This is a genomic window from Streptomyces humidus (assembly GCF_014649655.1).
Classification (GTDB): Bacteria; Actinomycetota; Actinomycetes; order Streptomycetales; family Streptomycetaceae; genus Streptomyces; species Streptomyces humidus.
The window spans coordinates 225,623-248,589 of the sequence record NZ_BMTL01000004.1; the positions used below are offsets into that span (position 1 = coordinate 225,623).

The 22,967-nt window shown below is 68.2% G+C and carries 19 protein-coding genes and 1 pseudogene; 10 read left to right on the forward strand and 10 right to left on the reverse strand.

Translation table 11 applies throughout. The features are described from left to right. Window positions 1-24: 24 nt before the first annotated feature. Window positions 25-1,242, forward strand: coding sequence for an MFS transporter (locus IE239_RS06125; RefSeq protein WP_190148220.1), 1,218 nt, complete (start codon window positions 25-27; stop codon window positions 1,240-1,242). A 92-nt stretch (window positions 1,243-1,334) separates the two neighbouring features. On the opposite strand, the gene IE239_RS06130 is transcribed toward IE239_RS06125, so the two are convergent. From IE239_RS06130 to IE239_RS06150, 6 genes and pseudogenes are all read right to left on the reverse strand, one after another. Next, on the reverse strand, window positions 1,335-2,201 hold the full coding sequence (locus IE239_RS06130) for a GNAT family N-acetyltransferase (protein ID WP_190148317.1): 867 nt from the start codon (window positions 2,199-2,201) through the stop codon (window positions 1,335-1,337). 340 nt (window positions 2,202-2,541) lie between these two features. Further along, on the reverse strand, window positions 2,542-3,024 hold the full coding sequence (locus IE239_RS06135; RefSeq protein ID WP_190148221.1) for an NUDIX domain-containing protein: 483 nt from the start codon (window positions 3,022-3,024) through the stop codon (window positions 2,542-2,544). 59 nt (window positions 3,025-3,083) lie between these two features. Continuing rightward, window positions 3,084-3,611, reverse strand: a pseudogene (locus IE239_RS41820) (hypothetical protein); the annotation flags it as partial. Between the two features lie 217 nt (window positions 3,612-3,828). After that, window positions 3,829-4,986, reverse strand: a complete 1,158-nt coding sequence (locus IE239_RS06140) for a cystathionine gamma-lyase (protein ID WP_190148222.1) — start codon at window positions 4,984-4,986, stop codon at window positions 3,829-3,831. Continuing rightward, window positions 4,983-5,474 (reverse strand): low molecular weight protein-tyrosine-phosphatase, encoded by a 492-nt coding sequence (locus IE239_RS06145; protein WP_190148223.1) that lies wholly within the window; start codon window positions 5,472-5,474, stop codon window positions 4,983-4,985. Before IE239_RS06145 ends, IE239_RS06140 begins: the two co-directional genes overlap by 4 nt. Window positions 5,475-5,481: 7 nt before the next feature. Continuing rightward, window positions 5,482-5,859 carry a phage holin family protein gene (locus tag IE239_RS06150; RefSeq protein WP_190148224.1) on the reverse strand — a complete coding sequence of 126 codons (378 nt, stop codon included), beginning with the start codon at window positions 5,857-5,859 and terminating at the stop codon, window positions 5,482-5,484. Window positions 5,860-5,917: 58 nt separating this feature from the next. Between IE239_RS06150 and IE239_RS06155 the strand changes: the two genes are divergently transcribed. From IE239_RS06155 to IE239_RS06170, 4 genes are all read left to right on the forward strand, one after another. After that, complete coding sequence (locus IE239_RS06155; protein ID WP_190148318.1) at window positions 5,918-6,235, forward strand: cupin domain-containing protein; 318 nt, start codon at window positions 5,918-5,920, stop codon at window positions 6,233-6,235. A gap of 182 nt (window positions 6,236-6,417) precedes the next feature. Further along, window positions 6,418-6,630, forward strand: a complete 213-nt coding sequence (locus IE239_RS06160; RefSeq protein WP_190148225.1) for a DUF5326 family protein — start codon at window positions 6,418-6,420, stop codon at window positions 6,628-6,630. 216 nt (window positions 6,631-6,846) lie between these two features. Next, window positions 6,847-7,710 (forward strand): IclR family transcriptional regulator, encoded by an 864-nt coding sequence (locus IE239_RS06165; RefSeq protein ID WP_373308061.1) that lies wholly within the window; start codon window positions 6,847-6,849, stop codon window positions 7,708-7,710. Window positions 7,711-7,809: 99 nt separating this feature from the next. Then, a complete protein-coding gene (locus IE239_RS06170; RefSeq protein WP_190148226.1) occupies window positions 7,810-8,256 on the forward strand; it encodes an SsgA family sporulation/cell division regulator in 447 nt (148 codons plus the stop codon). A 166-nt stretch (window positions 8,257-8,422) separates the two neighbouring features. On the opposite strand, the gene IE239_RS06175 is transcribed toward IE239_RS06170, so the two are convergent. Continuing rightward, window positions 8,423-10,117, reverse strand: coding sequence for a YibE/F family protein (locus IE239_RS06175; protein ID WP_373308065.1), 1,695 nt, complete (start codon window positions 10,115-10,117; stop codon window positions 8,423-8,425). 475 nt (window positions 10,118-10,592) lie between these two features. Here IE239_RS06175 and thiC point away from each other — a divergent pair, with 475 nt between their 5' ends. Then, window positions 10,593-12,500: a phosphomethylpyrimidine synthase ThiC gene (gene thiC / locus IE239_RS06180; RefSeq protein ID WP_229877836.1), complete on the forward strand. Its 1,908-nt coding sequence runs from the start codon at window positions 10,593-10,595 to the stop codon at window positions 12,498-12,500. Window positions 12,501-12,788: 288 nt separating this feature from the next. Then, entirely contained in the window at window positions 12,789-14,318 is a 1,530-nt protein-coding gene (locus IE239_RS06185; protein ID WP_190148227.1) for a VWA domain-containing protein, read from the forward strand. 377 nt (window positions 14,319-14,695) lie between these two features. On the opposite strand, the gene IE239_RS06190 is transcribed toward IE239_RS06185, so the two are convergent. The 3 genes from IE239_RS06190 to IE239_RS06200 form a co-directional block, all read right to left on the reverse strand. Continuing rightward, on the reverse strand, window positions 14,696-15,571 hold the full coding sequence (locus tag IE239_RS06190) for a hypothetical protein (RefSeq protein WP_190148228.1): 876 nt from the start codon (window positions 15,569-15,571) through the stop codon (window positions 14,696-14,698). A 270-nt stretch (window positions 15,572-15,841) separates the two neighbouring features. After that, window positions 15,842-16,927 carry a metallophosphoesterase gene (locus IE239_RS06195; RefSeq protein ID WP_190148229.1) on the reverse strand — a complete coding sequence of 362 codons (1,086 nt, stop codon included), beginning with the start codon at window positions 16,925-16,927 and terminating at the stop codon, window positions 15,842-15,844. Between the two features lie 652 nt (window positions 16,928-17,579). After that, the gene (locus IE239_RS06200; protein WP_190148230.1) at window positions 17,580-18,692 is read right to left on the reverse strand and encodes a LacI family DNA-binding transcriptional regulator; all 1,113 of its coding nucleotides are present in this window, start codon (window positions 18,690-18,692) and stop codon (window positions 17,580-17,582) included. 426 nt (window positions 18,693-19,118) lie between these two features. Here IE239_RS06200 and hisC point away from each other — a divergent pair, with 426 nt between their 5' ends. The 3 genes from hisC (at window position 19,119) to cydB (ending at window position 22,947) form a co-directional block, all read left to right on the forward strand. Continuing rightward, entirely contained in the window at window positions 19,119-20,198 is a 1,080-nt protein-coding gene (hisC, locus tag IE239_RS06205) for a histidinol-phosphate transaminase (RefSeq protein WP_190148231.1), read from the forward strand. Window positions 20,199-20,413: 215 nt separating this feature from the next. Then, window positions 20,414-21,922, forward strand: a complete 1,509-nt coding sequence (locus IE239_RS06210; RefSeq protein WP_190148232.1) for a cytochrome ubiquinol oxidase subunit I — start codon at window positions 20,414-20,416, stop codon at window positions 21,920-21,922. A gap of 20 nt (window positions 21,923-21,942) precedes the next feature. After that, the gene (gene cydB, locus IE239_RS06215; RefSeq protein WP_190148233.1) at window positions 21,943-22,947 is read left to right on the forward strand and encodes a cytochrome d ubiquinol oxidase subunit II; all 1,005 of its coding nucleotides are present in this window, start codon (window positions 21,943-21,945) and stop codon (window positions 22,945-22,947) included. The last annotated feature ends 20 nt before the right edge of the window (window positions 22,948-22,967 follow it).

Below are 22,967 nucleotides of genomic sequence, written 5' to 3' on the forward strand. Positions count from 1 at the left end.
ATCATCTGGGAAGGGTCACCACCTATGCCTCTCGCGCTTCTGGCCCTAGCGATCGGGGCCTTCGGAATCGGAACGACCGAGTTCGTGATCACGGGCTTGTTGCCCGAGATCGCAGACGACTTCGGAGTCTCCATCCCCACCGCCGGCTTCCTCGTGACCGGCTACGCGCTCGGGGTCCTGTTCGGCGCCCCGCTCATGACGGTCCTCGGCACGAAGGTCTCCCGCAAGCGGATGCTGATGCTCTTGATGGGCCTGTTCATCGTTGGCAACCTGCTCTCCGCGATCGCTCCGGTCTTCTCCGTGATGCTGATCGGCCGCGTGGTCGCCTCGCTCGCCCACGGCGCGTTCTTCGGCATCGGCTCGGTCGTCGCGGCCGACCTGGTCGCCCCCGACAAGAAGGCCGGGGCCATCGCGATGATGTTCACCGGTCTCACTGTCGCGAACGTGGTCGGCGTCCCCCTGGGCACCCTCGTCGGGCAGAACGTCGGATGGCGGGTCACATTCGCCGTCGTCGCCGCGCTAGGTGTCGTCGGGTTGGTCGGCATCGCCAGGCTGGTACCCGATGTGCCGCGGGCGCGGGGCGTGCGGCTGAGGCACGAACTGGCCGCTTTCAAGAACACTCAGGTGTTGCTCGCCATGGCGATGACCGTTCTCGGCTTCGGCGGGGTCTTCGCGGCCATCACCTACATCGCGCCGATGATGACGCATGTCGCCGGCTTCGCCGACGGTTCTGTCACCTGGCTGCTGGTCCTGTTCGGTCTTGGCATGGTAGGCGGCAACCTGATCGGCGGCAGGTACGCCGACCGGGCATTGATGCCCATGCTGTACGTCTCTCTGGGGGCTCTGGCCGTCGTCCTGGCGCTCTTCACGCTCACCGCCCACGACAAGGTGCTGGCGGCTGTCACGATCGCACTGATCGGTGCCCTGGGCTTCGCGACCGTCCCGCCGCTGCAGAAGCGTGTCCTGGACCAGGCACACGGCGCTCCCACATTGGCGTCGGCGGTGAATATCGGTGCATTCAACCTCGGCAACGCGCTGTCCGCCTGGCTGGGAGGCTTCGTGATCGCCGCGGGACTGGGCTACACCGCGCCGAACTGGGTCGGCGCCGCCCTGGCGGCGGGTGCGCTGCTGCTCGCCGTCGTCTCGGCCGCACTGGAGCGCCGGGACAGCGCCCGTGGCGGATCGGGGCACGTCGTCACCGGCAGCACCGTCGCCGAGCGGCAGAGGGCCGTCCGGCACTGAGCCCGTCCGATTCGCCGGGCCAGGACCGTCCCGGCGACCAGCCGAGCCCTCCGTGCATCTCCGGCTGCCTCATCACGCGTGCCCGCGCGCCGTCAGCCGGCCGCCACCGTCAGGGGAGCGAAACGGCGACGCCAGTCGCCCGGCAGCTCCGCGATTCCGTAGGTCATCACGGAGTTGAAGGCCACGGATTCCAGACCGTGCGCTTTCACCCAGTCCAGCAGTTCCTCGTGCCGGACGTCGATGTCGGTACGCAGTGGCCGATCCGTGCGGAAGGCGAGGGAGGCCAGAAGGGCTTTTGCTGTGTCCGTGTCCCGGGCGATCAGTGGGCCAACGACCTGGGTCTCCATATTGGGCCATGCGGCGGCGTAGCCGATGATCCTGCCGTCGTCCTCCGCGACCCGCAACTGGTCGGCGAACGCGGGAAGACGGGCGATCACATGCGTGCGATCTGCGCCGAACACCTCTTCGTCGAGTCGCAGAATCGATCTGAGGTCCTCGGCTGTGGCAGCACGGGTCACCACGCCTGAAGCCGGTTTCGTCGGAGTGAAGTGCCCGCACACCATTTCTGCCCGGCCTGTGGATGTGAAGCCCAGTTCCTCGTAGAGCGGACGCCCGTTGGGGGTGGCGTGCAAGGTGAGGGGGGTGGCGTCCATCAGAGACACGACATGCCGCATCAACCGCCGGCCGACACCTTGCCGGGCGTGTCGCTCAGCGACCAGCACCATGCCGATGGCACCGAGACGAGGCTGCCCGTGCGGCCCGTACTCGGTGACGACGCATGCGGCGATGAGGCCTCCTGCAGGATCGTCGACGCCGTAGCCCCGCCCGGCGGAAAGGAGAAAGCCCCACTTGTGCTCCTCTCGATGCCACCCCCGATCCTCCGACAAGTCGGCACAGGCGGTCAGATCGCGGTGCGTCAGACGGCGGATGGGCAGAGCGGCGAGAGAAGGAGTCGGCACGCAGGTCAGGCTGTCCGAACCGTGCGGTCGGCGTCCACCTGATTCCTCGGGGCGGGCGTGCTTTTGGCCATGCCATGGCCTACGGCACAGTGCGTCGACGAGCCGGCAGCGTTTCACGTGAAACAGACGATCAGAGGAACTGCCCCGTTTGCGGAACCTGGGCCGCGGGCGCAAGTGCGGCACCCGGGCCGAGCGCTGTCCGGCTGTCGGCTAGTACCTCAGCGGCGCGCTGAGCAGGTCTGCGGGCGCTGTGCGGAACGGCGAGGGCGGGCCGAGGAGCTCGTCCCCAGCAGGAGTTGACGAGCGAGTCGCGGACGCGGGCGGGACCGGGACATGGACCTCAGCCGAGGTCGGGGGCGTGCATGGCCCGGACGCCCTCGATGTTGCCGTCCAGATAGTGTCGCAGGGACAGCGGGACGAGGTGAACAGAAGCGATGCCGACCCGGGTGAACGGCACACGGACGATTTCGTACTCGCCCGCAGGCTCCTCCACCTCGGGCCCGTGCCGCAGCGCCGGGTCCATGGATTCCAGACGGCAGACGAAGAAGTGCTGCACTTTCACACCGGTCGCGCCGCCGTCCGCGCCGATGTGCTCGACGGTGTCGACGAAGCAGGGAACCACATCGGTGATCTTGGCGCCGAGCTCTTCGTGTACCTCCCGGTGCAGTGCGTCCACGACCGTCGCGTCGTCCGGCTCGACCCCGCCACCGGGCGTCACCCAGTAAGGATCGACACCGGGCTTGGTGCGCTTGATCAGGATCAGGTTGTCGCCGTCCAGGAGAACGGCTCGTGCGGTGCGCTTGACCACGGGTCGGACGGTCATGGGAGAAATGTGGCCCCGCTGGTTCCACGTGAAACATCGCGAGGAGTCACTGGTCGACCTCACCCCGTGACTTGGCTGTCCGCAGGGTCGGTATCGTGCGGCGGCTGCGCCCGCCGTCGGTCGTGTGCCCGCGCGACACGAGGCATGGCCGATGTCCCGGTGCGCACCGCCCGGACAGGCGTCCGTAGCGCGGCTCGTGCACCGCGACGATGTCACCGCGCGCGAGAGTGATCGCGCACGGATAGCGCTACAGGGCCGCCAGACAGGCTCCCACGGCCGCGCAGGCGAGGACTGCCCGGACACCGGGAACCGGCGAGCAGCGCGTGCTCCTCATCGCACGGCGGGGTGGCCTTGAGCAGGCCTCCTCACGGCCGGGCCGTACTGATGGCCGGGCCGTGGTGGCCTGCGGCCAGGCCCTCCAGAACCTCCTCGGAGTCGCCGAAAGCCGTACGTAGGGCGAACCCCCGACCGCCGTGGCCGGACAGCTCGGTGAGCGCGGGACGGGTCCGCTCGGCGGTGCACCCGGAGGCACCGGCAAGGTGCAGCGTCCATACGGGGGACTCTTCGTCGAGACCGGTCTCGGTGAGGAGTCGACAAGCCCCTGCCGCTACTGTGATGAAACGCTGACGCACAGTCAACTCGCCTTGTGAACACAGTTCTTCGCGCGCAGAACCGAGTCCGGTCCGAGCCACGAGGGGGAGGCTCGGACCGTCTGTCGCGTGCGGTCGGCGGGATCCGTGGCGGAGCCGCCCGCCGTCGGTGAAGGCGACGGGCCCGTCACGGGACAGGGCGTCCGCAAGCCACTCATCGCTCCGATTCCTCCAGCGCACGCAGTACATCCGCCACAAGGTCCTCGGGATCCTCAGCGCCGACGGACAGCCGGACAAACCCCTCCGGCACGGCGTCCCCGCCCCAGCGCCCGCGCCGTTCCGCGGTGGAGCGCAACCCGCCGAAGCTCGTCGCCTCGTCCACGAGCTGCAGAGCACCCAGGAAACGCTCGGCCCGCGCACGCGTGGCGAGCGTGAAGGAGACCACGCATCCATAACGCCGCATCTGCTGCGAGGCGACCCTGTGTGAGGGATCGCCGGGCAGCCCCGGATACCGCAGCCCGCTCACCTCGGGCCTACCCCGCAGCGCCTCGGCGACGGCCAGGGCGGTCGCGTTCTGCCGGTCGACGCGCATCTGCAGCGTGGCGATCGAGCGGTGCGCGAGCCAGGCTTCCATGGGACCGGGGATCGCCCCGACGATCTTGCGCCAACGCCGTACGGCCGCCATCGGCTCGCCGGCTCGCGAGGTGACATAGCCGAGGAGGATGTCGCCGTGACCCGTGAGCTGCTTGGTGCCGCTTGCCACCGAGAAGTCGGCGCCGAGTTCGAGCGGGCGTTGCCCGAGCGGGGTGGCGAGCGTGTTGTCCACGGCCACCAGCGCGCCATGCGCGTGTGCCGCATCGGCGAGCCTGCGGATGTCGCACACGTCGAGCCCCGGATTCGAGGGGGACTCGATCAACAACAGCTTCGCACCGTCGAGTACCTCGATCTGGCCGTCCGAGCCGGTCGGGGCCGTGCGCACCTCGATGCCGTACGCCTCCAACTGGGCGCGGGCCAGGGGCAGCGCCTGGTAACCGTCGCCCGGCAGCACGACAGCGTCCCCGGCTCGCAACTGAGAGAAGAGCACCGAGGAGATCGCGGCCATGCCGGAGGCGAAGACGAGTGTCTCGACGCCGTCCTGCCCCGGCGCCTCCAGTTCGCCGATGGCGTGCTCCAGGTGCGTCCAGGTCGGGTTCTCGTCACGGCCGTAGGTGTAGGGGCCCGTGGGGTCTCCCGGCAGGTGGAAGTGTGCCGCGAACACCGGCCCCGGCAGCGTGGGCTCGTACTTCACGGGCTCGGGCAGCCCAGCCCGCACCGCGCGCGTGCCGTCGCCGGAACCCGGGGAGATCCCCTCCTTCGAAGCGGAACCGCTCATGCCACCTGTCCTTCCACGTCCTCGCGCACGGAGGCGAGCAGACCGGCGCTCGCCTCCTCCACCATCTCAAGACACTCCTCGAAGCCGTCGCGGCCCCCGTAGTAGGGGTCGGGAACGTCGAGGTCGCCGACTGCCGCGGGGTCGTAGGAACGCAGCAGCCGAACCTTCGCCGCGTCCTTCTCGGTGGGTGCGAGGCGGCGCAGTGCCTTGAGATGACCGGAGTCCAGGGCGACCACCAGGTCGAGGCGGGCGAACCAGGACGACTCGAAGCGCCGAGCCGTGTGGTCGAGCGCGTACCCGTGCTCCTCCAGGACGGACTGAGCACGCGGGTCGGCCTGCTCGCCCTCGTGCCAGTCGCCCGTGCCGGCACTGTCGACCTCGACCAGCCCGTCGAGACCTTCGCTCTCCACCCGCGCGCGGAAGACCGACTCGGCGATCGGCGAGCGGCAGATGTTGCCGGTGCAGACGAAACAGACGCGGTAGGTCATCGCGGGCTCAGTCTTCGTCGGGCAGCATGACGTTGAGCGCCCAGGAGACGACGGAGATGATCAGGCCGCCGAGAACGGCGGTCCAGAAGCCTTCCACATGGAAACTCACGTCGAGCTTGTCGGCCAGCCATGAAGTGAGCAGCAGCATCAGGGCGTTGACCACCAGGGTGATCAGGCCGAGCGTAAGTATGAACAGGGGGAAGGTCAGCACCTTGACCACCGGCTTGACCAGGAAGTTCACCAGGCCGAAGAGCAGTGCGACGATGAGGAGGGTGCCGATCTTCTTGCCCGTGCTGTCACCGGTCAGGGTGATCTTGTCGAGCAGCCAGACGGCGACCGCCAGGGCACCTGCGTTGGCGATCGTCTTGACTACGAAATTCTTCATGTGTCTGATCGTGGCAGAGAGATCACCAATGAGCACCGGACGAGAGCGGACAAGGTCGATGAAGGCATTCCGGTTGGATGAACTGGAGGCGGAGAGAGCCGCCAATGACGGTGCGTACCTGCAGTTTCTGCGCGAACGGAACATGTCCGTCGGCCTGTACGCGCTCGATGCCGGCACCCATGATCCACAGAACCCGCACAGCCAGGACGAGGTGTACTTCGTGGTGAGCGGGCGGGCCTCGATCACCGTCGGCCTGGAGACCACCCAGGTGGCCCGCGGGAGCGTGGTGTACGTCCCGGCCGGCGTCGCCCACAAGTTCCATCACATCAGCGAGGATCTGCGGGTCCTGGTGGTGTTCTCGCCGCCCGAGGGCTGAGCGTCTCCGTCTTGCTGCCGACGTGCGGCCTCGGGGTTCCCTAGGGGTTCGATCAGGGGAGGACAAGGGGTGCGAGGTCTCCGTCACAGCCGCCTTCGGACCTAGCATCGACGCAGGACATCGAAATGATCCGGCGCGGCACAAGCGCCGGAAGTCGATCGTAGAGGATGAGGACGAGGGCGATGCAAGAGATCTTCACGGGACTGCCGTGGTGGGTGAAGTGGGTCGCGGTGCCGGTCATCGCGCTGGTCGTGTTCGGCGGGTTGATAGCCAGCGTCGTCGGCTTCGTGATCGGCCTGCTCTTCAAGCTTCTGGTCTTCGTGGCGCTGGTCGGTGGACTGATCTACGTCGTACGGAAGTTCACGTCGAGTTCGTCGTCGGGCGGCAAGTGGTGACGCGCGGCGGCCGGTGAGTCCCGCCGGAGACCGGTGATCGGTAACAGGAATCACCGGTTCCCTCGGCCGGGGGAAGTTTTCCCACAGCCCGTCTGCAAGTGGTGGCAGAAGGTTAAAGTCCGGAATTCGACGCGGGGACGACACCCCGCGAGCGGCGTACGCCCCTCCCGTGTTCCCCCGCACGGACCGCCCCCTCGCGCTTCGGGAGTGCCCCCCTTGTCCACCGTCGACACCGCAACCGCAGGACCGTACGCATCCCTCACCCCGCCACGTTCTCTCGCGCCCCCGCTCCAGCGGCCACCGAGCCCCGCTGTTCCCCAGCAGCCGAACCCGGCGGCCACCCTGATCGGCTCCGTACAGCGCGCCATGCGGCTGCTGGAGACCGTTGCGGAGCACGAGTTCGGAGCCCCGGCGAAGCAACTGGCCCGTGAGACGGGCCTCGCCCTGCCCACGGCCTACCACCTGTTGCGCACCCTCGTGCACGAGGGCTATCTACGCCGGGACAAAGGGCTGTTCTTCCTCGGTGAGGCCGCGGAGCGGCTCGGCAGCAGCGGGGCCGCGCAGAAACGTCGCAGCACTGTTGCCGACATGCTCGCCCGGTGGCGTGATTCGATCGGTGTCCCCTTGTACTACGCGCGGTACCGGGACGGCGAGATCGAGGTCATGTGCGTCTCCGACACCCCGGGCAACCCAGCCGTGGAGGAATGGGCCGACTTCCGCGAGACGGGACACGCGCACGCCATCGGCCAGTGTCTGCTCTCCCAACTGGACGAGGACGCGCGCCGGGACCACCTCCACCGCTACCCGGCGCAGTCGATCACTCCGTACACCGTGCGTGACAACCACACTCTGCTGCGGCGCCTGGAACGGATGCCGCGCATGGAATCGGTCGTCGAACGACAGGAGTACGCACTGGGTGCCGTGTGTGCGGCGATTCCGATCACTGTGGGGACCACGGCGGCGACGATCGCGCTGTCGCTGCCCGCTCACCACGCTGACCGGCTGCACGCCGCGGCCCGGCAGCTGCAGCACGAGGTCGGACGCCTGCTGGGTTCCCTTGCGATCTCTATCAGTATCTGAAAACTCACTTCTTGTGATCTGTTGTGTACGTTCAGCAAGATGCCTGCAGTGTCAGAAGGTTCATTCCCGGCCAATCGACGGCAAATGACAGGTTAGGCGATGCGTGAGTCCGTGCAGGCAGTACAGGCAGAGGTCATGATGAGCTTCCTCGTCTCCGAGGAGCTCTCCTTCCGCATCCCGGTGGAGCTGGGCTACGAGTCGTGCGATCCCTATGCGGTGCGGCTCACCTTCCACTTGCCTGGTGACGCCCCGGTGACCTGGGCGTTCGGTCGAGAGTTGCTCATCGACGGAGTGGGCAGGCCGTGCGGCGAGGGCGACGTCCGCGTCTCGCCCGTGGATCCCGACGTGCTCGGAGAGGTCCTGATCCGGCTTCAGGTGTGCGGGGAACAGGCTGTGTTCCGCTCCTCGGCGGCCCCTTTGGTGGCATTCCTCGATCGCACCGACAAGCTGGTGCCTCTCGGTCAGGAGGGTGCGCTCGCCGATTTCGACGCACATCTGGACAAGGCCCTGGACCGCATCCTCGCGGAGGAGCAGAGCGCGGGCTGACGAGGCGACAGTGAGCGGCGGCGGAAAGCCTCGTCATGGGGCAGGGGGGCGCAGGAACGCTTCTTCATCGGTTCATCCGCCCACCCGCCCATAGGCCCGTTGGTCGGCTCGAACGGCTGGTCGCGCGCACGACGCCCCTATGGATGCCGGGTGTCGTGCAGCAGGGTCAGTGCTTGCGGCGCCTGCCTCGGCCGCTCCGGGCCGGAGTGGTATGCGGTGCCGCTTCCACGGGAGCCGCCGAACCGACCTGATCCACCGAACCGATCCGATCCGACGGAGCCGCCGGACGCGCCCGACCCGCCGGAGCCGGCACGGCCGCCGTGCCGGCTCCCGGACGGTCGGCGGAGACCACGAGGGCGGCCAGGAGCGTTGTGACCGGCACAGAGGCCACCAGGCCGATCGATCCCACCAGCGTGCGCACGATCTCCTCCGCCACCAGCTCACTGTTGGCGACGGCGCCCACGCTGCTCTGCGCGATCGAGAAGAGCAGCAGCAGGGGCAGGGCGGCACCGGCGTAGGCGAGGACGAGTGTGTTGACCACTGAGGCGATGTGGTCACGTCCGATTCGGATGCCGGCCCGGTAGAGCCCTCGTCGGCCCATCGACGGGTTGGCTTCATGCAGCTCCCATACCGCTGACGTCTGGGTGACCGTCACGTCGTCGAGGACGCCGAGCGAGCCGATGATGATGCCGGCGAGCAGAAGACCGCTCATGTCGATCGACGGATACAGGCCGTGGATCAGGCCTGTGTTGTCGTCCGTGTTGCCTGTCAACGCAGCCCAGTCGATGAACAGCGAACCGAGGACGCCGATGAGCAGCAGTGAGACGAGCGTTCCGAGTACCGCGACGGAGGTGCGGGCCGACAGGCCGTGACACAGATAGAGCGCGATCAGCATGATGGCGCTGGATCCCACCACTGCCACGACCAACGGGTTCGAGCCCTGCAGGATCGCCGGCAGGACGAAGAAGTTCAGCACCAGGAAACTGATGGCCAACGCGACCAGCGCCATCACACCCCGAAGCCGCCCGACGACCACGACGGCGACCGCGAAGATGCCGGCCAGCAAGGACATCGGGATGCGGCGATTCACGTCGGTGACCGAGTACTGAAGATCCTTCGGCGCAGAGGGCTCGTAGGCGACCACCACCTTCTCGCCCTGGTCCAACTGCCGTGTCTGGTCCGGCTGGATGATCTCTGTGAACGTACGGCCCTTGTCGTCGCCGGTGTCCACCCGGATCGTGGCTTTCTTGCAGGTGCCCTTCGCCTGCTGCTGCGCCGAGGAGCCCTCGGCCGTGGAGGTGTCTCCGGTCGGAGTGTCGCCGGAGGCGTTCACCGAGGCGCAGCTCACGCTCACGACCTTGCTGACCGTGGCCTGCTGGGTCTGCCGGTCGAAGCCGACCCCGGTGCGTTCGTGCGCCGGGGCACCGCCGGGCCACAGCACCACGAGCCCGACCAGCACCGCGGCGCCGAACGGGATGAGGATGGCCGCGATGACCTTGCGCAGGTGCTGGGAGACGGGGGCGGCCGGACCGTGACTGTGGCTGTGGCCGTGAGGATGCCCTTGACCCTCGCCGTGACCGGGCCGAGGCCCCTCGCCGTGGCCGGACCCGCGCCCGTCGCGGTGGCGGTGCCCCTCGCCGTGACCGCCGGACCCGGCCCAGTCCTCGACTTCAGGGCCGGGGGCTGGGCCTGTTCCGGGGCGAGGACCGTAGCCGTGCCCGTGTTGGCCGCCCTCCTGGAGGCCGCTGCTGCCGTGCCCGTGCCCGTACTCGTACCTGTTCCCCTGTGCTTGCCTTGGGCCCGCGACGGTCTCAGGGCCGGTGCCGGGCCCCTGACCGCTGGGCGTCCGACCTCGTGCCAGGCCGCCCAGGCCTCCCGCATACCCGGACTCCTGTTCCGAGTCGCGTCCCTGGGCGTACCCGGGATGGCGAGGAGTCCCATGCTCGTGACCACCACGGCCGAAGTCCCGATCGTCTTCGGGGCCACCTTCGGAGACGCCTCTGGGGCTGTTGGCGGGGCCGTTTCCGGCACCCTGCCGACGGGGCGGCTCGGACGGAAGCGAGGGGTGGGGTGTCCTGGTCACCGACCGATCATCGCAAGAACGGCAGGGGCCCTCTGTTCACCGCGCCCGAATTGACGCTAGCGTGGAGGCACTTTTGCACACGCGGGAGCTCGGAGCACCGGGCTGAGAGGGCGCTGACCTCCGTCTTCGCGATGTTTCACGTGGAACGTCTCTCACATCGAGTGATGTTTCACATGAAACGTCGGCAGACGGTAGCTGCTGCGTCGACCGCTGAACCTGTTACCGGGTAATGCCGGCGTAGGGAGTAGGTCTCATGACCAACAAGGACGCACGCACGCCTGCCTCCATGCAGAACGCGACCAGCGAGAACGCGGTCAGTGAGAACGCGATGGATGAGACCGCGGTGGATGAGACCGCACTCATCGGGAACGCGAACACGGTCCGAGGGAACGCGGTCGAAGGGAACAACGCCGAGACCAGGAAGTCCATCGGCTGGCACAAGGGGTATATCGAGGGCGTTCGCGCCGATCTCCGGGTGCCGGTCCGGCAGGTGCACCTCACCAACGGGCAGTCGGTCACTCTGTACGACACCTCCGGCCCGTACACCGATCCGCACGTCGAGACCGATGTCCGCAGGGGCCTTTCGCCGCTGCGGGAGAGCTGGATCATCGCGCGCGGAGACACCGAGGAATACGCGGGCCGTCCGGTCCGCCCGGAGGACGACGGCATCAAGCACACCTCGCCGCGCGGTGGCCTGCGCAACCTCGATGCCGTCTTTCCTGGTCGGCCCCGGCTGCCGCGCCGCGGCCGGGACGGCAAGGCGGTCACCCAGCTCGCGTATGCGCGTCAAGGGGAGATCACACCCGAGATGGAGTTCGTGGCCATCCGAGAGAACGTTTCTCCCGAAGTGGTCCGCGAGGAGATCGCAGCCGGTCGTGCCGTGCTGCCGGCCAACGTCAATCACCCGGAGATCGAACCGATGATCATCGGCAAGCGGTTCCTGGTGAAGGTCAACGCCAACATCGGCAACTCGGCTGTGACGTCCTCCATCGAGGAGGAGGTCGAGAAGATGACCTGGGCGACCCGGTGGGGCGCCGACACGGTCATGGACCTGTCCACCGGACGCAACATCCACACCACCCGAGAGTGGGTGCTGCGCAACTCCCCCGTTCCTATCGGCACCGTGCCGCTGTACCAGGCACTGGAGAAGGTCGACGGCCGCGCCGAGGAGCTGACCTGGGAGATCTACAAGGACACGGTCGTCGAGCAGGCCGAACAGGGCGTCGACTACATGACGGTCCACGCCGGCGTCCGGCTTCCGTACGTCCCGCTCACCGCCAACCGTAAGACCGGAATCGTGTCGCGCGGAGGCTCCATCATGGCGGCCTGGTGCCTGGCGCACCACAAAGAGTCTTTCCTCTATGAGAACTTCGAGGAACTCTGCGAGATCCTCGCCGCCTATGACGTCACCTACTCGCTCGGCGACGGCCTGCGGCCGGGCTCGATCGCGGACGCCAACGACGCGGCCCAGTTCGCGGAGTTGAGGACGCTCGGGGAACTCAACACGGTCGCCAAGCGTTTCAATGTACAGACCATGATCGAAGGCCCGGGACATGTCCCGATGCACAAGATCAAGGAGAACATCGACCTTCAGCAGGAGATCTGTGATGAAGCTCCGTTCTATACGCTCGGCCCGCTGACGACCGACGTCGCGCCTGCGTACGACCACATCACCTCCGGCATCGGCGCCGCGATGATCGCCTGGTGGGGCACGGCCATGCTCTGCTACGTCACGCCCAAGGAGCACCTGGGGCTTCCCAACCGTGACGACGTCAAGACCGGCGTCATCACCTACAAGATCGCCGCCCACGCAGCCGACCTCGCCAAGGGGCACCCCGGCGCGCAGGAGTGGGACGACGCGCTGTCCGACGCGCGATTCGAGTTCCGCTGGGAAGACCAGTTCAACCTCGCTCTCGACCCGGATACGGCACGGGAGTTCCACGACGAGACGCTGCCGGCCGAGCCCGCGAAGACGGCCCATTTCTGCTCGATGTGCGGGCCGAAGTTCTGCTCGATGAAGATCAGTCAGAGCATCACCGAGCGGTTCGGCGGTGGGGCGGCCGAGGGCGCGTCGGCGGACGAGATCGCTGAGGGCATGCTCGAGAAATCGAAGGAGTTCGCCGCGAGCGGGAATCGGGTGTACCTGCCGCTGGCCGACTGAACAGCCGTTCCCCATCGGCGCTGCCGGCTCGGGCTCGACCCCAGCGCGGCGCCGATGGGGGACAGACAGGGGCGACCGATGGAGGGACCGGTGGGGGACCGGTGGAATGGCGGCCGGCCGACGGGCCGAAGCGAAGTTTCGCAGCAGCACCGGCAGAGGTCCTGCGGAGCCGGCAGGAGGTGTGGCGGGAGGGTGGGTCGGAGGGTCGTCAGGGCGGGCGCCGAATCGGGAGAAGACGTTCTTGTCTGTTCGGTTGAAGTCGGACGTCGAGTCGGCAGACTTGCCCCTATGACAGCGCGATCCATGAGCAAGGGCGCCAATCTCCCGGTCGACTCACCGGATGTCCGGGCCGAACTCAGTTGGGCCGAGGACGCAGGCGGACCGGACATCGACGTCTCGGCGCTGCTGTTGACCGACGGCGGGCGGGTTCGGGACGACGGGGACTTCGTGTTCTACAACCAGCCGCTTCACGCATCCGGCGCCGTGAGGCACGTCGGCAAGCGTCGCGACGGCGGCGTCATGACCGACGCCGTCCACGTCGACCTCCGCTCGCTGGAGGGCGCGATCACTCGGGTGGTGCTGTGCGCGTCCGCCGATGGTGGCGCCTTCGGGCAGGTGGCCGGTCTGACGCTGCGACTGTTCGGCACGGGCGGTCGGTCCGAGCTGGCACGCTTCGAGATGCAGGCCGACACGGAGAGGGCCTTCATCGGGGGCGAGCTGTATCTGCGCGAAGGGCGCTGGAAGTTCCGGGCAGTCGGCCAGGGGTACGCCTCCGGACTGGCGGGGCTGGCCACCGACTTCGGGATCACGGTCGACGAGGAACCGGAGGAGGCGACCGCGGCGACCGTTCCGCCTGCTCCGCCTGCTCCGCCTGCTCCGCCTGCTCCTCTTGTTCCGCCCGTTGAGCCTGGGTCGTCCAGGCCCGCCCACGCAGACGGACCACCGCCCAGCCGTCCGGACTCGCCTCTGACTGTTGTCCCAGCCACGCCCCGGACCGCTCCTTCGGCCGGCCGTCCGGAATCGGCTCCCACCGACCGGGCTTCGGGGCCGCGTCTGACGAAGGGCGAGGAGCGGCTCCCTGTCGATATGCGCAAGCGGCTGTCGCTGAGGAAGGAGCAGGTAGCCGTCAGCCTGAACAAGCGCGGCGTGGCCGGGATCAGCGCGCGCATCCTGCTCGTTCTCGACGCCTCCGGGTCCATGTCGTTCCTGTACTCCAAGGGCGTGGTGGCGGACGTCGTGGAACGGATGGCAGCCGTGGCGGCGCAGCTCGACGACGACGGGGAGATGCAGGCCTGGACGTTCGCCAGCGAGGCGGCTCGTCTTCCCGACCTGCGGCTCGGCGAACTTCCCGAGTGGCTGAGGCTGCATGTGCGTGTGGGCGAGATGAGTCTGTTCCGCCGGTCCAGGAAACCTCGTAAGGGGATGGAGCCGGGACAGGTCGACATGCGCACGGTCGGCATCCAGAACGAGGAACAGAAGGCGATCGCCCAGGTCAGAGCCTATGTTCGGGAAAATCCCGCCGATGCTCCGACCTTGGTCCTGTTCTTCTCCGACGGAGGGGTGTACCGCGATGCAGCCATCGAGCGGGAGCTGCGGGAGGCGGTCGAGGAACCCGTCTTCTGGCAGTTCGTGGGGCTGGGGAGGTCCAACTACGGGGTGTTGGAGCGGTTCGACACTTTGCCCGGGCGGCGCGTCGACAACGTGGGCTTCTTCGCTGTGGACGACATCAGCACCGTCCCGGATCAGGAGCTCTACGACCGGCTTCTTTCCGAGTTCCCCGACTGGATCAAGGCGGCGACCCGGGCCGGCATCCTCTGACGGGTCCGGTGGGTCCGGTGGGTCTGACGGGGCAGTGGGTCCGGTGGGGTGGCGGGGTGGCGGAAGCAGGGTGTCCGCCTCTGCGGTGCGTTGCTTGGGCCGGCGCAGACTGAGCGCCGGGATCGTCCCCGGTCGGTCGGCAGGCACTGCTGGACATCGCTGGACCTCGCTGGGCTTCGGCCAGAACCGTCTGGTGTCGAGCACGCCGAACTACCCACAGGGCAACATGACAGCCCACACCGAGGGATCCGGGCCTGTACGGTCAAAGCCGATGCGGCCCGGACCTCACGTGGCCCGGAGACCCGATGTGGCCCCGAGACCGATGTGGTCCGGGACCCGATGTGGCCAGTGTGCCCCGCCGTGTGCCGCGGCGGTGCCTATTCCGGGTGGTGTTCCGGGCCGCCGAATTCGGGGCTGGTGTAGTCCGGGCTGCTGAAGCTCGGCCGCGGGCCGGTCGAGCGGCCGTCGTCGGGGCTGCTGAATCCCGGGCGGCCGTAGCCGATTTTCGGGAGTCGGCCGGTGGGAGCCGGAGGGGCCGGTTCGGTGTGCAGGGCGGCCGCCGGGCCGGGGTCGGCGAGGGCCTCCCGGAGGAACGGCAGGATGCCGCGTTCCAGCAGGGCTTCCCGCCAGGCGTCCTTGGCCTGGATGACCTCCTCGTTCTGTTCGCCGTACGGTTCGGCCTCCAGCGAGGGCCGGTTGCGCAGGGCGGTGAGCAGCAGCGCGACGGTGGCGACCAGGATCGCGGCGGCGGCCACGGTGCCGAACGCCCAGCCGGCCGCGACCATGGTCCGCGCGAACGCCTGTTCGGGGGCGAGCGCTCTGAGGGTGTAGCCGACGAGCAGGAAGATCACCGCGGCGGTCCCGGCGAGCACGGGGGTGAGGACGGCGGCGACGGCACCCGCCCCCGCGGCCTCGGCGGCCTGAGCCGCCTCACCCATGGTGGTGGCGAGGCCCGTCGTGGCGACGTCCGGTTCGGCGGAGCCGGACTCGGGTGCGGTCGTCGCGGTGGGCGGTGCGGGGTGGCGCAGTTCCTCGCGGACCTTCACGTAGTGCTGGTACTCGGCCGCCGCGGCCACCGTGATGAGCGCGGAGGCGTTGAGCGCCATGGTGCGCAGTTGTTCGGAGTTGAGCCGCTGTCCCACAGCGATGAGGTCCGGGTGGTGTGGTGCGGAGCGCAGCACCTCGTCGAGGATCCGCTCGTACTCCTGGCGGTCCTCGCTGTGCAGGTGCTGCGGAACGCTGTTCATGTGCATCCCCCGATGCTCCGTAGGGCTTGGGGCTCGCATGCCAACGAGCCGTCGGGCAGAAACGGAGGGGAGCCTGCTACGGATAAGCCGATGGTAGAGCGGCGACGGCATGCGGTGACAGGGGGTTTGCCGAAATTGGACTCCGGCCTGTGATGCCGCCGGCGGTCCGGAAACGGGGCTGAGCCCGCCCGGGGCAGGCCTGGAGAAGACCCGGGAAAGGCCCGGGCAGGCCCTGGGAAAGCCTCCGGGACCGTACCCGGAAGTCCCCCGGAACGCTCAGCTCTCCAGGGGAAGTTGCTGAACCAGGAGCTTTCCGGCCATCGTCACGCCGCCGTCCATCGCGATGGCCAGCCCGTCCGCGTAGACGTGCGGGCCCGCGACATGCGGGCCGTCGTTGTCCTCGTCCTCCTCGGAGCCGACTTCGCCCAGGAGATAGGGAATCGGGCTGTGGCCGTGAACGATGCGGGTGCCGCCGTACGTATCGAGCAGGGAACGGACGGCGTCGGCACCTCCCTCGTCGCGGAAGGAGAAGCGCTTGGTGAACTTACGGAAGAGGTCCCAGACCTCGTCCGCGTCGTTGCGTGTGATCGTCTCGCGGACGGTGTCGTTGACGGCCTCGATCGAGTCGCCGTAGTCGAGGTAGGCGGTGGTGTCGGAGTGGACGAGCAGGTGACCGTCGACCTCCTCGACGGCGTCGAGCCGGGCCATCCACTGCAGGTGGTGATCCTGGAGACGGTCCATGTCGTACTTCTGGCCGCCGTTGAGCAGCCAGGCCGCCTGGAAGGTGGCGGTGCCCGCGCCGGAGTTGACGGGGGTGTCGCCGAAGCGCTTGGCACCGAGGAGCAGCAGTTCGTGGTTGCCCATGAGGGCCTTGCAGTACCCGCCGGCCGCGGCGGCCTCGGCGGACAGCCGCATGACGAGGTCGATGACGCCGATGCCGTCCGGACCGCGGTCGGTGAAGTCGCCGAGGAACCACAGCCGGGCGGTGCCCGCGCACCAGTTGCCGGAGTCGTCGATCAGGCCCTTCTCCTGCAGTGCGGCCACCAGCTCGTCGAGATAGCCGTGCACGTCGCCGACGACGAAGAGCGGGCCCGGGCCGGTCGCGGGCAGCGGAGCCTGCACGGTCGCCGGGTCCACGACCACCTGGAGGGTGTCGCCGCGGCGGTTGATGACGGGCAGGTCGCGCTGGGTGGGCGTGTAGCCGTCGGGGTGCTCCAGCGGCTCATCGAGGGGCGGCGCCGCATCGCCGGGCAGTGTGCCGTGGTCGAACGGACCGGTCTCGTTGACGTACGCGGGCACCCGGAAGTCGCGCAACGTCGCCGTCCGCTCCACCTCGGGTCCCTGACCGGCCCCCTGAGTCATCAGACCCCTCCACCATCGCGCCGCAGCTGCACCCTGCGGGCTGCTTGGTCGCAGCGGCCCGCGGTGCCGTGCGCCCATCATAGGAATGCGGATCGTGCCGTGTGATGACCCAGGGGTGGTGAATCGGAGCAAGGCTCCAGTTCGTCGCGGCTTTCGCCCCGATTGGGCCGGTCTTCGGCAACACGGACTCACGCGCTGTGCTCTGTGCCCACACTCGCGTACCAGCTCCGCGGTCGGCTCCTCGGTCCGCTCCGCGGGCCGGGGCGGAAATCCGTTTCGGGCGGGGTGGGGTGATTCCGGCTGCGGGAAGGGAAACGCCTCTCGCGGGCCGTGCCCGGTCTCGGGCGGCCGCGGAGTGCGGTCCACGGCGCTCGCGAGGGGACGCCGAGGCCGCCGACCACGGAACCGGAGGACGGCGTTCCCCACCGTCCTGGTGATCGGCCCACGCCGTCGGCGGCCGTGCGGCAAGCCTCAGGGAAATCGCCCATACGTGCCTTCCGCTCAACTGCGTTGACGAGCGCCGAAGCGCCCCCATACGGACCGGCCGGCGTCCCCATGCGGACCGGCCGGCGCCGACCGGCGTCCACTCGCCCGAACGGCCGCCGCAGTCCCGCTCCCGTGAGGACGGGCGGTGGGACTGCGGCGGCTCGGACTACTTCCCCTCCGGGGCCCTCGGCGGGCTGACCGTCGTGCGTGGGGGGCGGCGCTGGGACGAGGTCCGCACCATCAGTTCGGTCGGTATCACCTGCTCGACCGGTCCGTCCGCGTGCACACCCTCGATCGCGTCGATGAGCAGTTGGACGACCGCTGTTCCGATGCGGCGCGGCTTCAGAGAGAGGGTCGTCACGGGCGGCTCGGTGTTGGCGTACACCGTGGACTCGCTGCAGCAGACGATCAGCAGGTCCTCCGGCACCCGCAGCCCGTACCGGCGGGCTGCCGCGAGCAGGTCCGTGCCGTTGGGGTCGAACAGGCCGTAGACGGCGTCGGGCCGGTCGGGGCGCGCCAGCAGCCGGTCGGCGGCGACGGCGCCGGCGCAGGGGTCGTGCGCGGGGTAGGCCTCGTAGACGGGGTCCTGGCCCACGCGCTCGCACCACCGCAGATACGCGCTGGTCGACAGGTGTGTGTACGTGTCGGTCGTGGTGCCGGTGAGCAGGCCGATGCGGCGGGCGCCGGCGTCGGCCAAGTGGTCGAGGATGTCGAGGACGGCGGTCTCGTGGTCGTTGTCCACCCAGGCGGTGACCGGGAGAGCACCGGCCGGGCGGCCGTCGGAGACGACCGGTAAGCCCTGCCGGACCAGCTCGCTGACCACCGGATCCTGGTCGGAGGGATCGATGACGACCGTGCCGTCCAGGGCGACGTTCGACCACACGTCGTGGCGCGAGGTCGCCGGGAGGATGACGAGCGCGTAGCCGCGGGCCAGCGCGGCCGAGGTCGCGGCGCGCGCCATTTCCGCGAAGTACGCGAATTCGGTGAAAGTGAAAGGTTCATCCCCGTACGTGGTCACGGTCAGGCCGATCAGTCCTGACTTGCCGGTACGAAGGGTTCGGGCGGCCGCGGAGGGGCGGTAGCCCAATCGGTCGGCGACCTCGCGGACATGGCGTCGGGTGGCGTCGGGGAGCCTGCCCTTGCCGTTGAGGGCGTCGGAGACGGTCGTGATGGAGACTCCGGCGGCGGCGGCCACGTCCCTGATGCCCGCCCGGCCCGGCCGGTTGCCTCGGCGTGAGGTTTCCGCGCGGCTCACCTGGTGCTTCCCTGCTGCTGTCATGGCGAGCCGATAGTAGGGCTCATCAGGTGGGGTAGGGCGGACGCATATGCACGCGTTGACAGGCACGTTTCTGCAAGGCTTTCAGGGGTCAAAGCCCTTGGAAACAAAGCTGATTGGTTGCTCCCATGCCAGGACGTGACGTGTCTACACGCATGAGCCTGCCAAGACGCGGATGTTTCGAAGAGGTCTCAACTCACCTGCACGAGGGATGCGCGCCACGGAGTGAGCCACCGGCGCGTAGATATATGTAGAGCGCGCCCCCGGCGAGTACGCCTTCGGGTGCCTTCATCCGCATAAGTCGGAGACGTCCCTCAGTTCCGGACGAGGCCTCCGGTCGACAGCGTGTACGCACCCTGTACGCACCCGGGCCGAATCCTCATAAGGTGAGCAGTATTGAAGCCGGTGGTGGTCATGAGGAGGACTGCGGTGAGCGAGACGAGCCCCAAGCTGCGCGCCGAGCTGGAGGGGGTCCCCACCTACAAGCCGGGCAGGCCGGCGATGGTCGGCGGCCCCGTGGCCTACAAACTGTCGTCCAACGAGAACCCCTATCCCCCGCTGCCGGGCGTGATGGAGTCCGTGACGGCCGCGGCCGCCTCCTTCAACCGTTACCCCGACCTCGCCTGTACGGGCCTGGTGAGCGAGCTCGCCGAGCGCTTCGGGGTCCCCGCCTCGCACCTGGCCACGGGCACCGGTTCCGTCGGCGTCGCCCAGCAGCTCGTGCAGGCGACCGCGGGCCCCGGCGACGAGGTGATGTACGCCTGGCGGTCCTTCGAGGCGTATCCGATCATCACGCAGATCAGCGGCGCAAAGGCCGTGCAGGTGCCGCTGACGCCGGGCGACGTGCATGATCTGGACGCGATGGCCGACGCGATCACCGACCGGACCCGGTTGATCTTCGTCTGCAACCCCAACAACCCCACAGGCACCGTCGTGAAGCGGGCCGAGCTGGAGCGGTTCCTCGACCGCGTGCCGGGTGACGTGCTGGTCGTGCTCGACGAGGCATACCGGGAGTTCATCCGGGACCCCGAGGTGCCCGACGGCGTCGAGCTGTACCGCAACCGGCACAACGTGTGCGTCCTGCGGACCTTCTCCAAGGCATACGGCCTCGCGGGGCTGCGCGTCGGCTTCGCCATCGCCCACGAGCCGGTGGCAGAGGCGCTGCGCAAGACGGCGGTGCCGTTCGGGGTGAGCCAGCTGGCACAGGAGGCAGCGATCGCCTCGCTGCGTGCCGAGGACGCGCTGCTCGGCCGGGTCGGCTCCCTGGTGTGCGAGCGGCTGCGCGTGGTCGAGGGCCTGCGTGCGCAGGGCTGGACGGTGCCCGAGACGCAGGCCAACTTCGTGTGGCTGCGGCTCGGCGAGCACACGGTCCCCTTCGCGGGGGCGTGCGAACAGGCCGGCGTCGTGGTGCGGCCGTTCCCGGGCGAGGGTGTGCGGGTGACGGTCGGGGAGAATGAGGCGAACGACATCTTCCTCAAGGTGGCGGAAGGGTTCCGCAGGGATCTGTAGACGACCGTCATGAGCTGTGGGCGCCTTGGTTTCACGTGGAACCAAGGCGCCTTTCGCATGCCAAGGGGCCGACTGGTCCAACGCCCCTTGGGTCTGTCGGTCCGGATCAGGGACCCCCCTCCTCTTCGGTGCCGAACGGGTATGCGGCATACTTGCTTGTGAATGTGAACGCTTTCACAAGCGTGATCCACGAGTGTGAGGTTAGGAGTGACGACGTGGACCTGGCTCTGGCGCCGGAAACACTGGCGCGCTGGCAGTTCGGCATCACCACCGTCTACCACTTCCTCTTCGTTCCTCTGACGATCTCCCTCGCGGCCCTCACCGCCGGGTTGCAGACCGCCTGGGTGCGGACGGAGAACGAGAAGTACCTGAGGGCGACGAAGTTCTGGGGCAAGCTCTTCCTGATCAACATCGCGATGGGCGTGGTCACCGGCATCGTGCAGGAGTTCCAGTTCGGCATGAACTGGTCGGACTACTCGCGTTTCGTCGGCGACGTGTTCGGTGCGCCACTGGCCTTCGAGGCCCTGATCGCCTTCTTCTTCGAGTCCACCTTCATCGGTCTGTGGATCTTCGGCTGGGACAAGTTGCCGAAGAAGATCCACCTGGCCTGCATCTGGATGGTCTCGATCGGCACGATCCTGTCGGCCTACTTCATCCTCGCGGCCAACTCATGGATGCAGCACCCGGTCGGCTACCGGATCAACAAGGAGAAGGGCCGGGCCGAGCTCACCGACTTCTTGGCCGTGCTGACCCAGAACACCGCGCTCAGCCAGGTCTTCCACACCCTGTCCGCCGCTTTCCTCACCGGTGGCGCCTTCATGGTCGGCATCGCCGCCTTCCACCTGTACCGCAAGAAGCACATCCCCGTGATGAAGACCTCGCTGCGGCTGGGCCTGGTCACGGTGGTCATCGCCGGTCTGCTCACCGCCGTCAGCGGGGATGTGCTCGGCAAGGTCATGTTCAAGCAGCAGCCGATGAAGATGGCTGCGGCCGAGGCGCTGTGGGACGGCCAGGCGCCCGCGCCCTTCTCGGTCTTCGCCTACGGCGACGTCGAGGAGGGGCACAACAAGGTCGCCATCGAGATCCCAGGACTGCTGTCCTTCCTCGCCAACGACGACTTCAGCTCGCGCGTCCCCGGCATCAACGACGTGAACAAGGCCGAACAGGAGAAGTTCGGTCCCGGCGACTACCGGCCCAACATCCCGGTCGCGTACTGGGGCTTCCGCTGGATGATCGGCTTCGGCATGGCGTCCTTCGCGATCGGACTGGCCGGACTCTGGCTCACCCGGAAGAAGTTCCTGCTGCCGCAGCACCTGAGGGTCGGCGAGGACGAGGTACCCCATGTGGTGCTCTTCCGGAACAAGGCACTGGGACCCAAGCTCACCAGGATCTACTGGCTCGCGGCGATCTGGACCCTGGGCTTCCCGCTGATCGCCAATTCCTGGGGCTGGATCTTCACCGAGATGGGCCGCCAGCCCTGGGCCGTCTACGGCGTACTGCAGACCCGCGACGCGGTCTCGCCCGGGGTCTCCCAGGGCGAGGTGCTCACCTCCATGCTCGTTTTCACGGCGCTGTACGCCGTCCTCGCCGTCGTGGAGGTCAAGCTGCTGGCCAAGTACGTGAAGGCCGGCCCGCCCGAGCTCACCGAGGCCGACCTCACCCCGCCCACGAAGATCGGCGGCGACTCCCGTGACGCCGACAAGCCGATGGCCTTCTCCTACTAGGCCGAGGGAGCTGCACTGCCATGGAACTTCACGACGTCTGGTTCGTCCTCATCGCCGTCCTGTGGACCGGCTACTTCTTCCTGGAGGGATTCGACTTCGGGGTCGGCATCCTCACCAAGCTGCTCGCCCGAGACCGGCCCGAGCGGCGGGTGCTCATCAACACCATCGGGCCCGTCTGGGACGGCAACGAGGTATGGCTGCTCACCGCGGGCGGCGCGACCTTCGCCGCCTTTCCCGAGTGGTACGCCACACTCTTCTCCGGCTTCTACCTGCCTCTGCTGCTCATCCTGATCTGCCTGATCGTGCGCGGCGTCGCCTTCGAGTACCGGGCGAAGCGGTCCGAAGAGCACTGGCAGCGCAACTGGGAGACCGCGATCTTCTGGACCTCGCTGCTGCCGGCGTTTCTGTGGGGCGTCGCCTTCGGCAACATCGTGGGGGGCGTGAAGATCGACCGGAACTTCGAGTACGTGGGCGATGTGTGGGACCTGCTCAACCCGTACGCGCTGCTCGGTGGCCTCGTGACGCTGACCCTGTTCACCTTCCACGGTGCGGTGTTCACGGCGCTCAAGACCGTCGGCGACATCCGGGAGCGTGCGCGGAAGCTGGCGCTGAAGGTGGGTGTCGTGACCGCCGCGGTCGCTCTGGTCTTCCTGCTGTGGACACAGATCGACAGCGGTGACGCCAAGAGCCTGGTCGCGCTGGTGGTGGCGGTGGCCGCGCTGGTCGCGGCGCTCGTGGCGAATCAGGCGGGGCGTGAAGGCTGGTCGTTCGCCTTCTCCGGGGTCACCATCGTGGCCGCCGTGGCGATGCTCTTCCTGACGCTCTTCCCGAACGTCATGCCGTCCACGTTGAACGCGGACTGGAGCCTGACGGTGACCAACGCTTCCTCTAGCCCGTACACCTTGAAGATCATGACCTGGTGTGCGGGGGTCGCCACGCCGCTGGTGCTGCTCTACCAGGGGTGGACGTACTGGGTGTTCCGCAAGCGGATCGGTACGCAGCACATCGCCGAGCCTGCTCACTGAGTCCCTGTTGGGGTGTGTTT

Excerpts from the sequence above, each read along its gene's own strand:
- IE239_RS06145 (WP_190148223.1), bottom strand. The coding sequence starts at position 5,474 with ATGACCTACCGCGTCTGTTTCGTCTGCACCGGCAACATCTGCCGCTCG.
- thiC (WP_229877836.1), top strand. The coding sequence starts at position 10,593 with ATGACCAACAAGGACGCACGCACGCCTGCCTCCATGCAGAACGCGACC.
- IE239_RS06140 (WP_190148222.1), bottom strand. The coding sequence starts at position 4,986 with ATGAGCGGTTCCGCTTCGAAGGAGGGGATCTCCCCGGGTTCCGGCGAC.
- IE239_RS06170 (WP_190148226.1), top strand. The coding sequence starts at position 7,810 with ATGCGTGAGTCCGTGCAGGCAGTACAGGCAGAGGTCATGATGAGCTTC.
- IE239_RS06125 (WP_190148220.1), top strand. The coding sequence starts at position 25 with ATGCCTCTCGCGCTTCTGGCCCTAGCGATCGGGGCCTTCGGAATCGGA.
- IE239_RS06185 (WP_190148227.1), top strand. The coding sequence starts at position 12,789 with ATGACAGCGCGATCCATGAGCAAGGGCGCCAATCTCCCGGTCGACTCA.
- IE239_RS06195 (WP_190148229.1), bottom strand. The coding sequence starts at position 16,927 with ATGACTCAGGGGGCCGGTCAGGGACCCGAGGTGGAGCGGACGGCGACG.
- IE239_RS06200 (WP_190148230.1), bottom strand. The coding sequence starts at position 18,692 with ATGACAGCAGCAGGGAAGCACCAGGTGAGCCGCGCGGAAACCTCACGC.
- IE239_RS06160 (WP_190148225.1), top strand. The coding sequence starts at position 6,418 with ATGCAAGAGATCTTCACGGGACTGCCGTGGTGGGTGAAGTGGGTCGCG.
- IE239_RS06190 (WP_190148228.1), bottom strand. The coding sequence starts at position 15,571 with ATGCACATGAACAGCGTTCCGCAGCACCTGCACAGCGAGGACCGCCAG.
- IE239_RS06155 (WP_190148318.1), top strand. The coding sequence starts at position 5,918 with ATGAAGGCATTCCGGTTGGATGAACTGGAGGCGGAGAGAGCCGCCAAT.
- cydB (WP_190148233.1), top strand. The coding sequence starts at position 21,943 with ATGGAACTTCACGACGTCTGGTTCGTCCTCATCGCCGTCCTGTGGACC.
- IE239_RS06135 (WP_190148221.1), bottom strand. The coding sequence starts at position 3,024 with ATGACCGTCCGACCCGTGGTCAAGCGCACCGCACGAGCCGTTCTCCTG.
- IE239_RS06150 (WP_190148224.1), bottom strand. The coding sequence starts at position 5,859 with ATGAAGAATTTCGTAGTCAAGACGATCGCCAACGCAGGTGCCCTGGCG.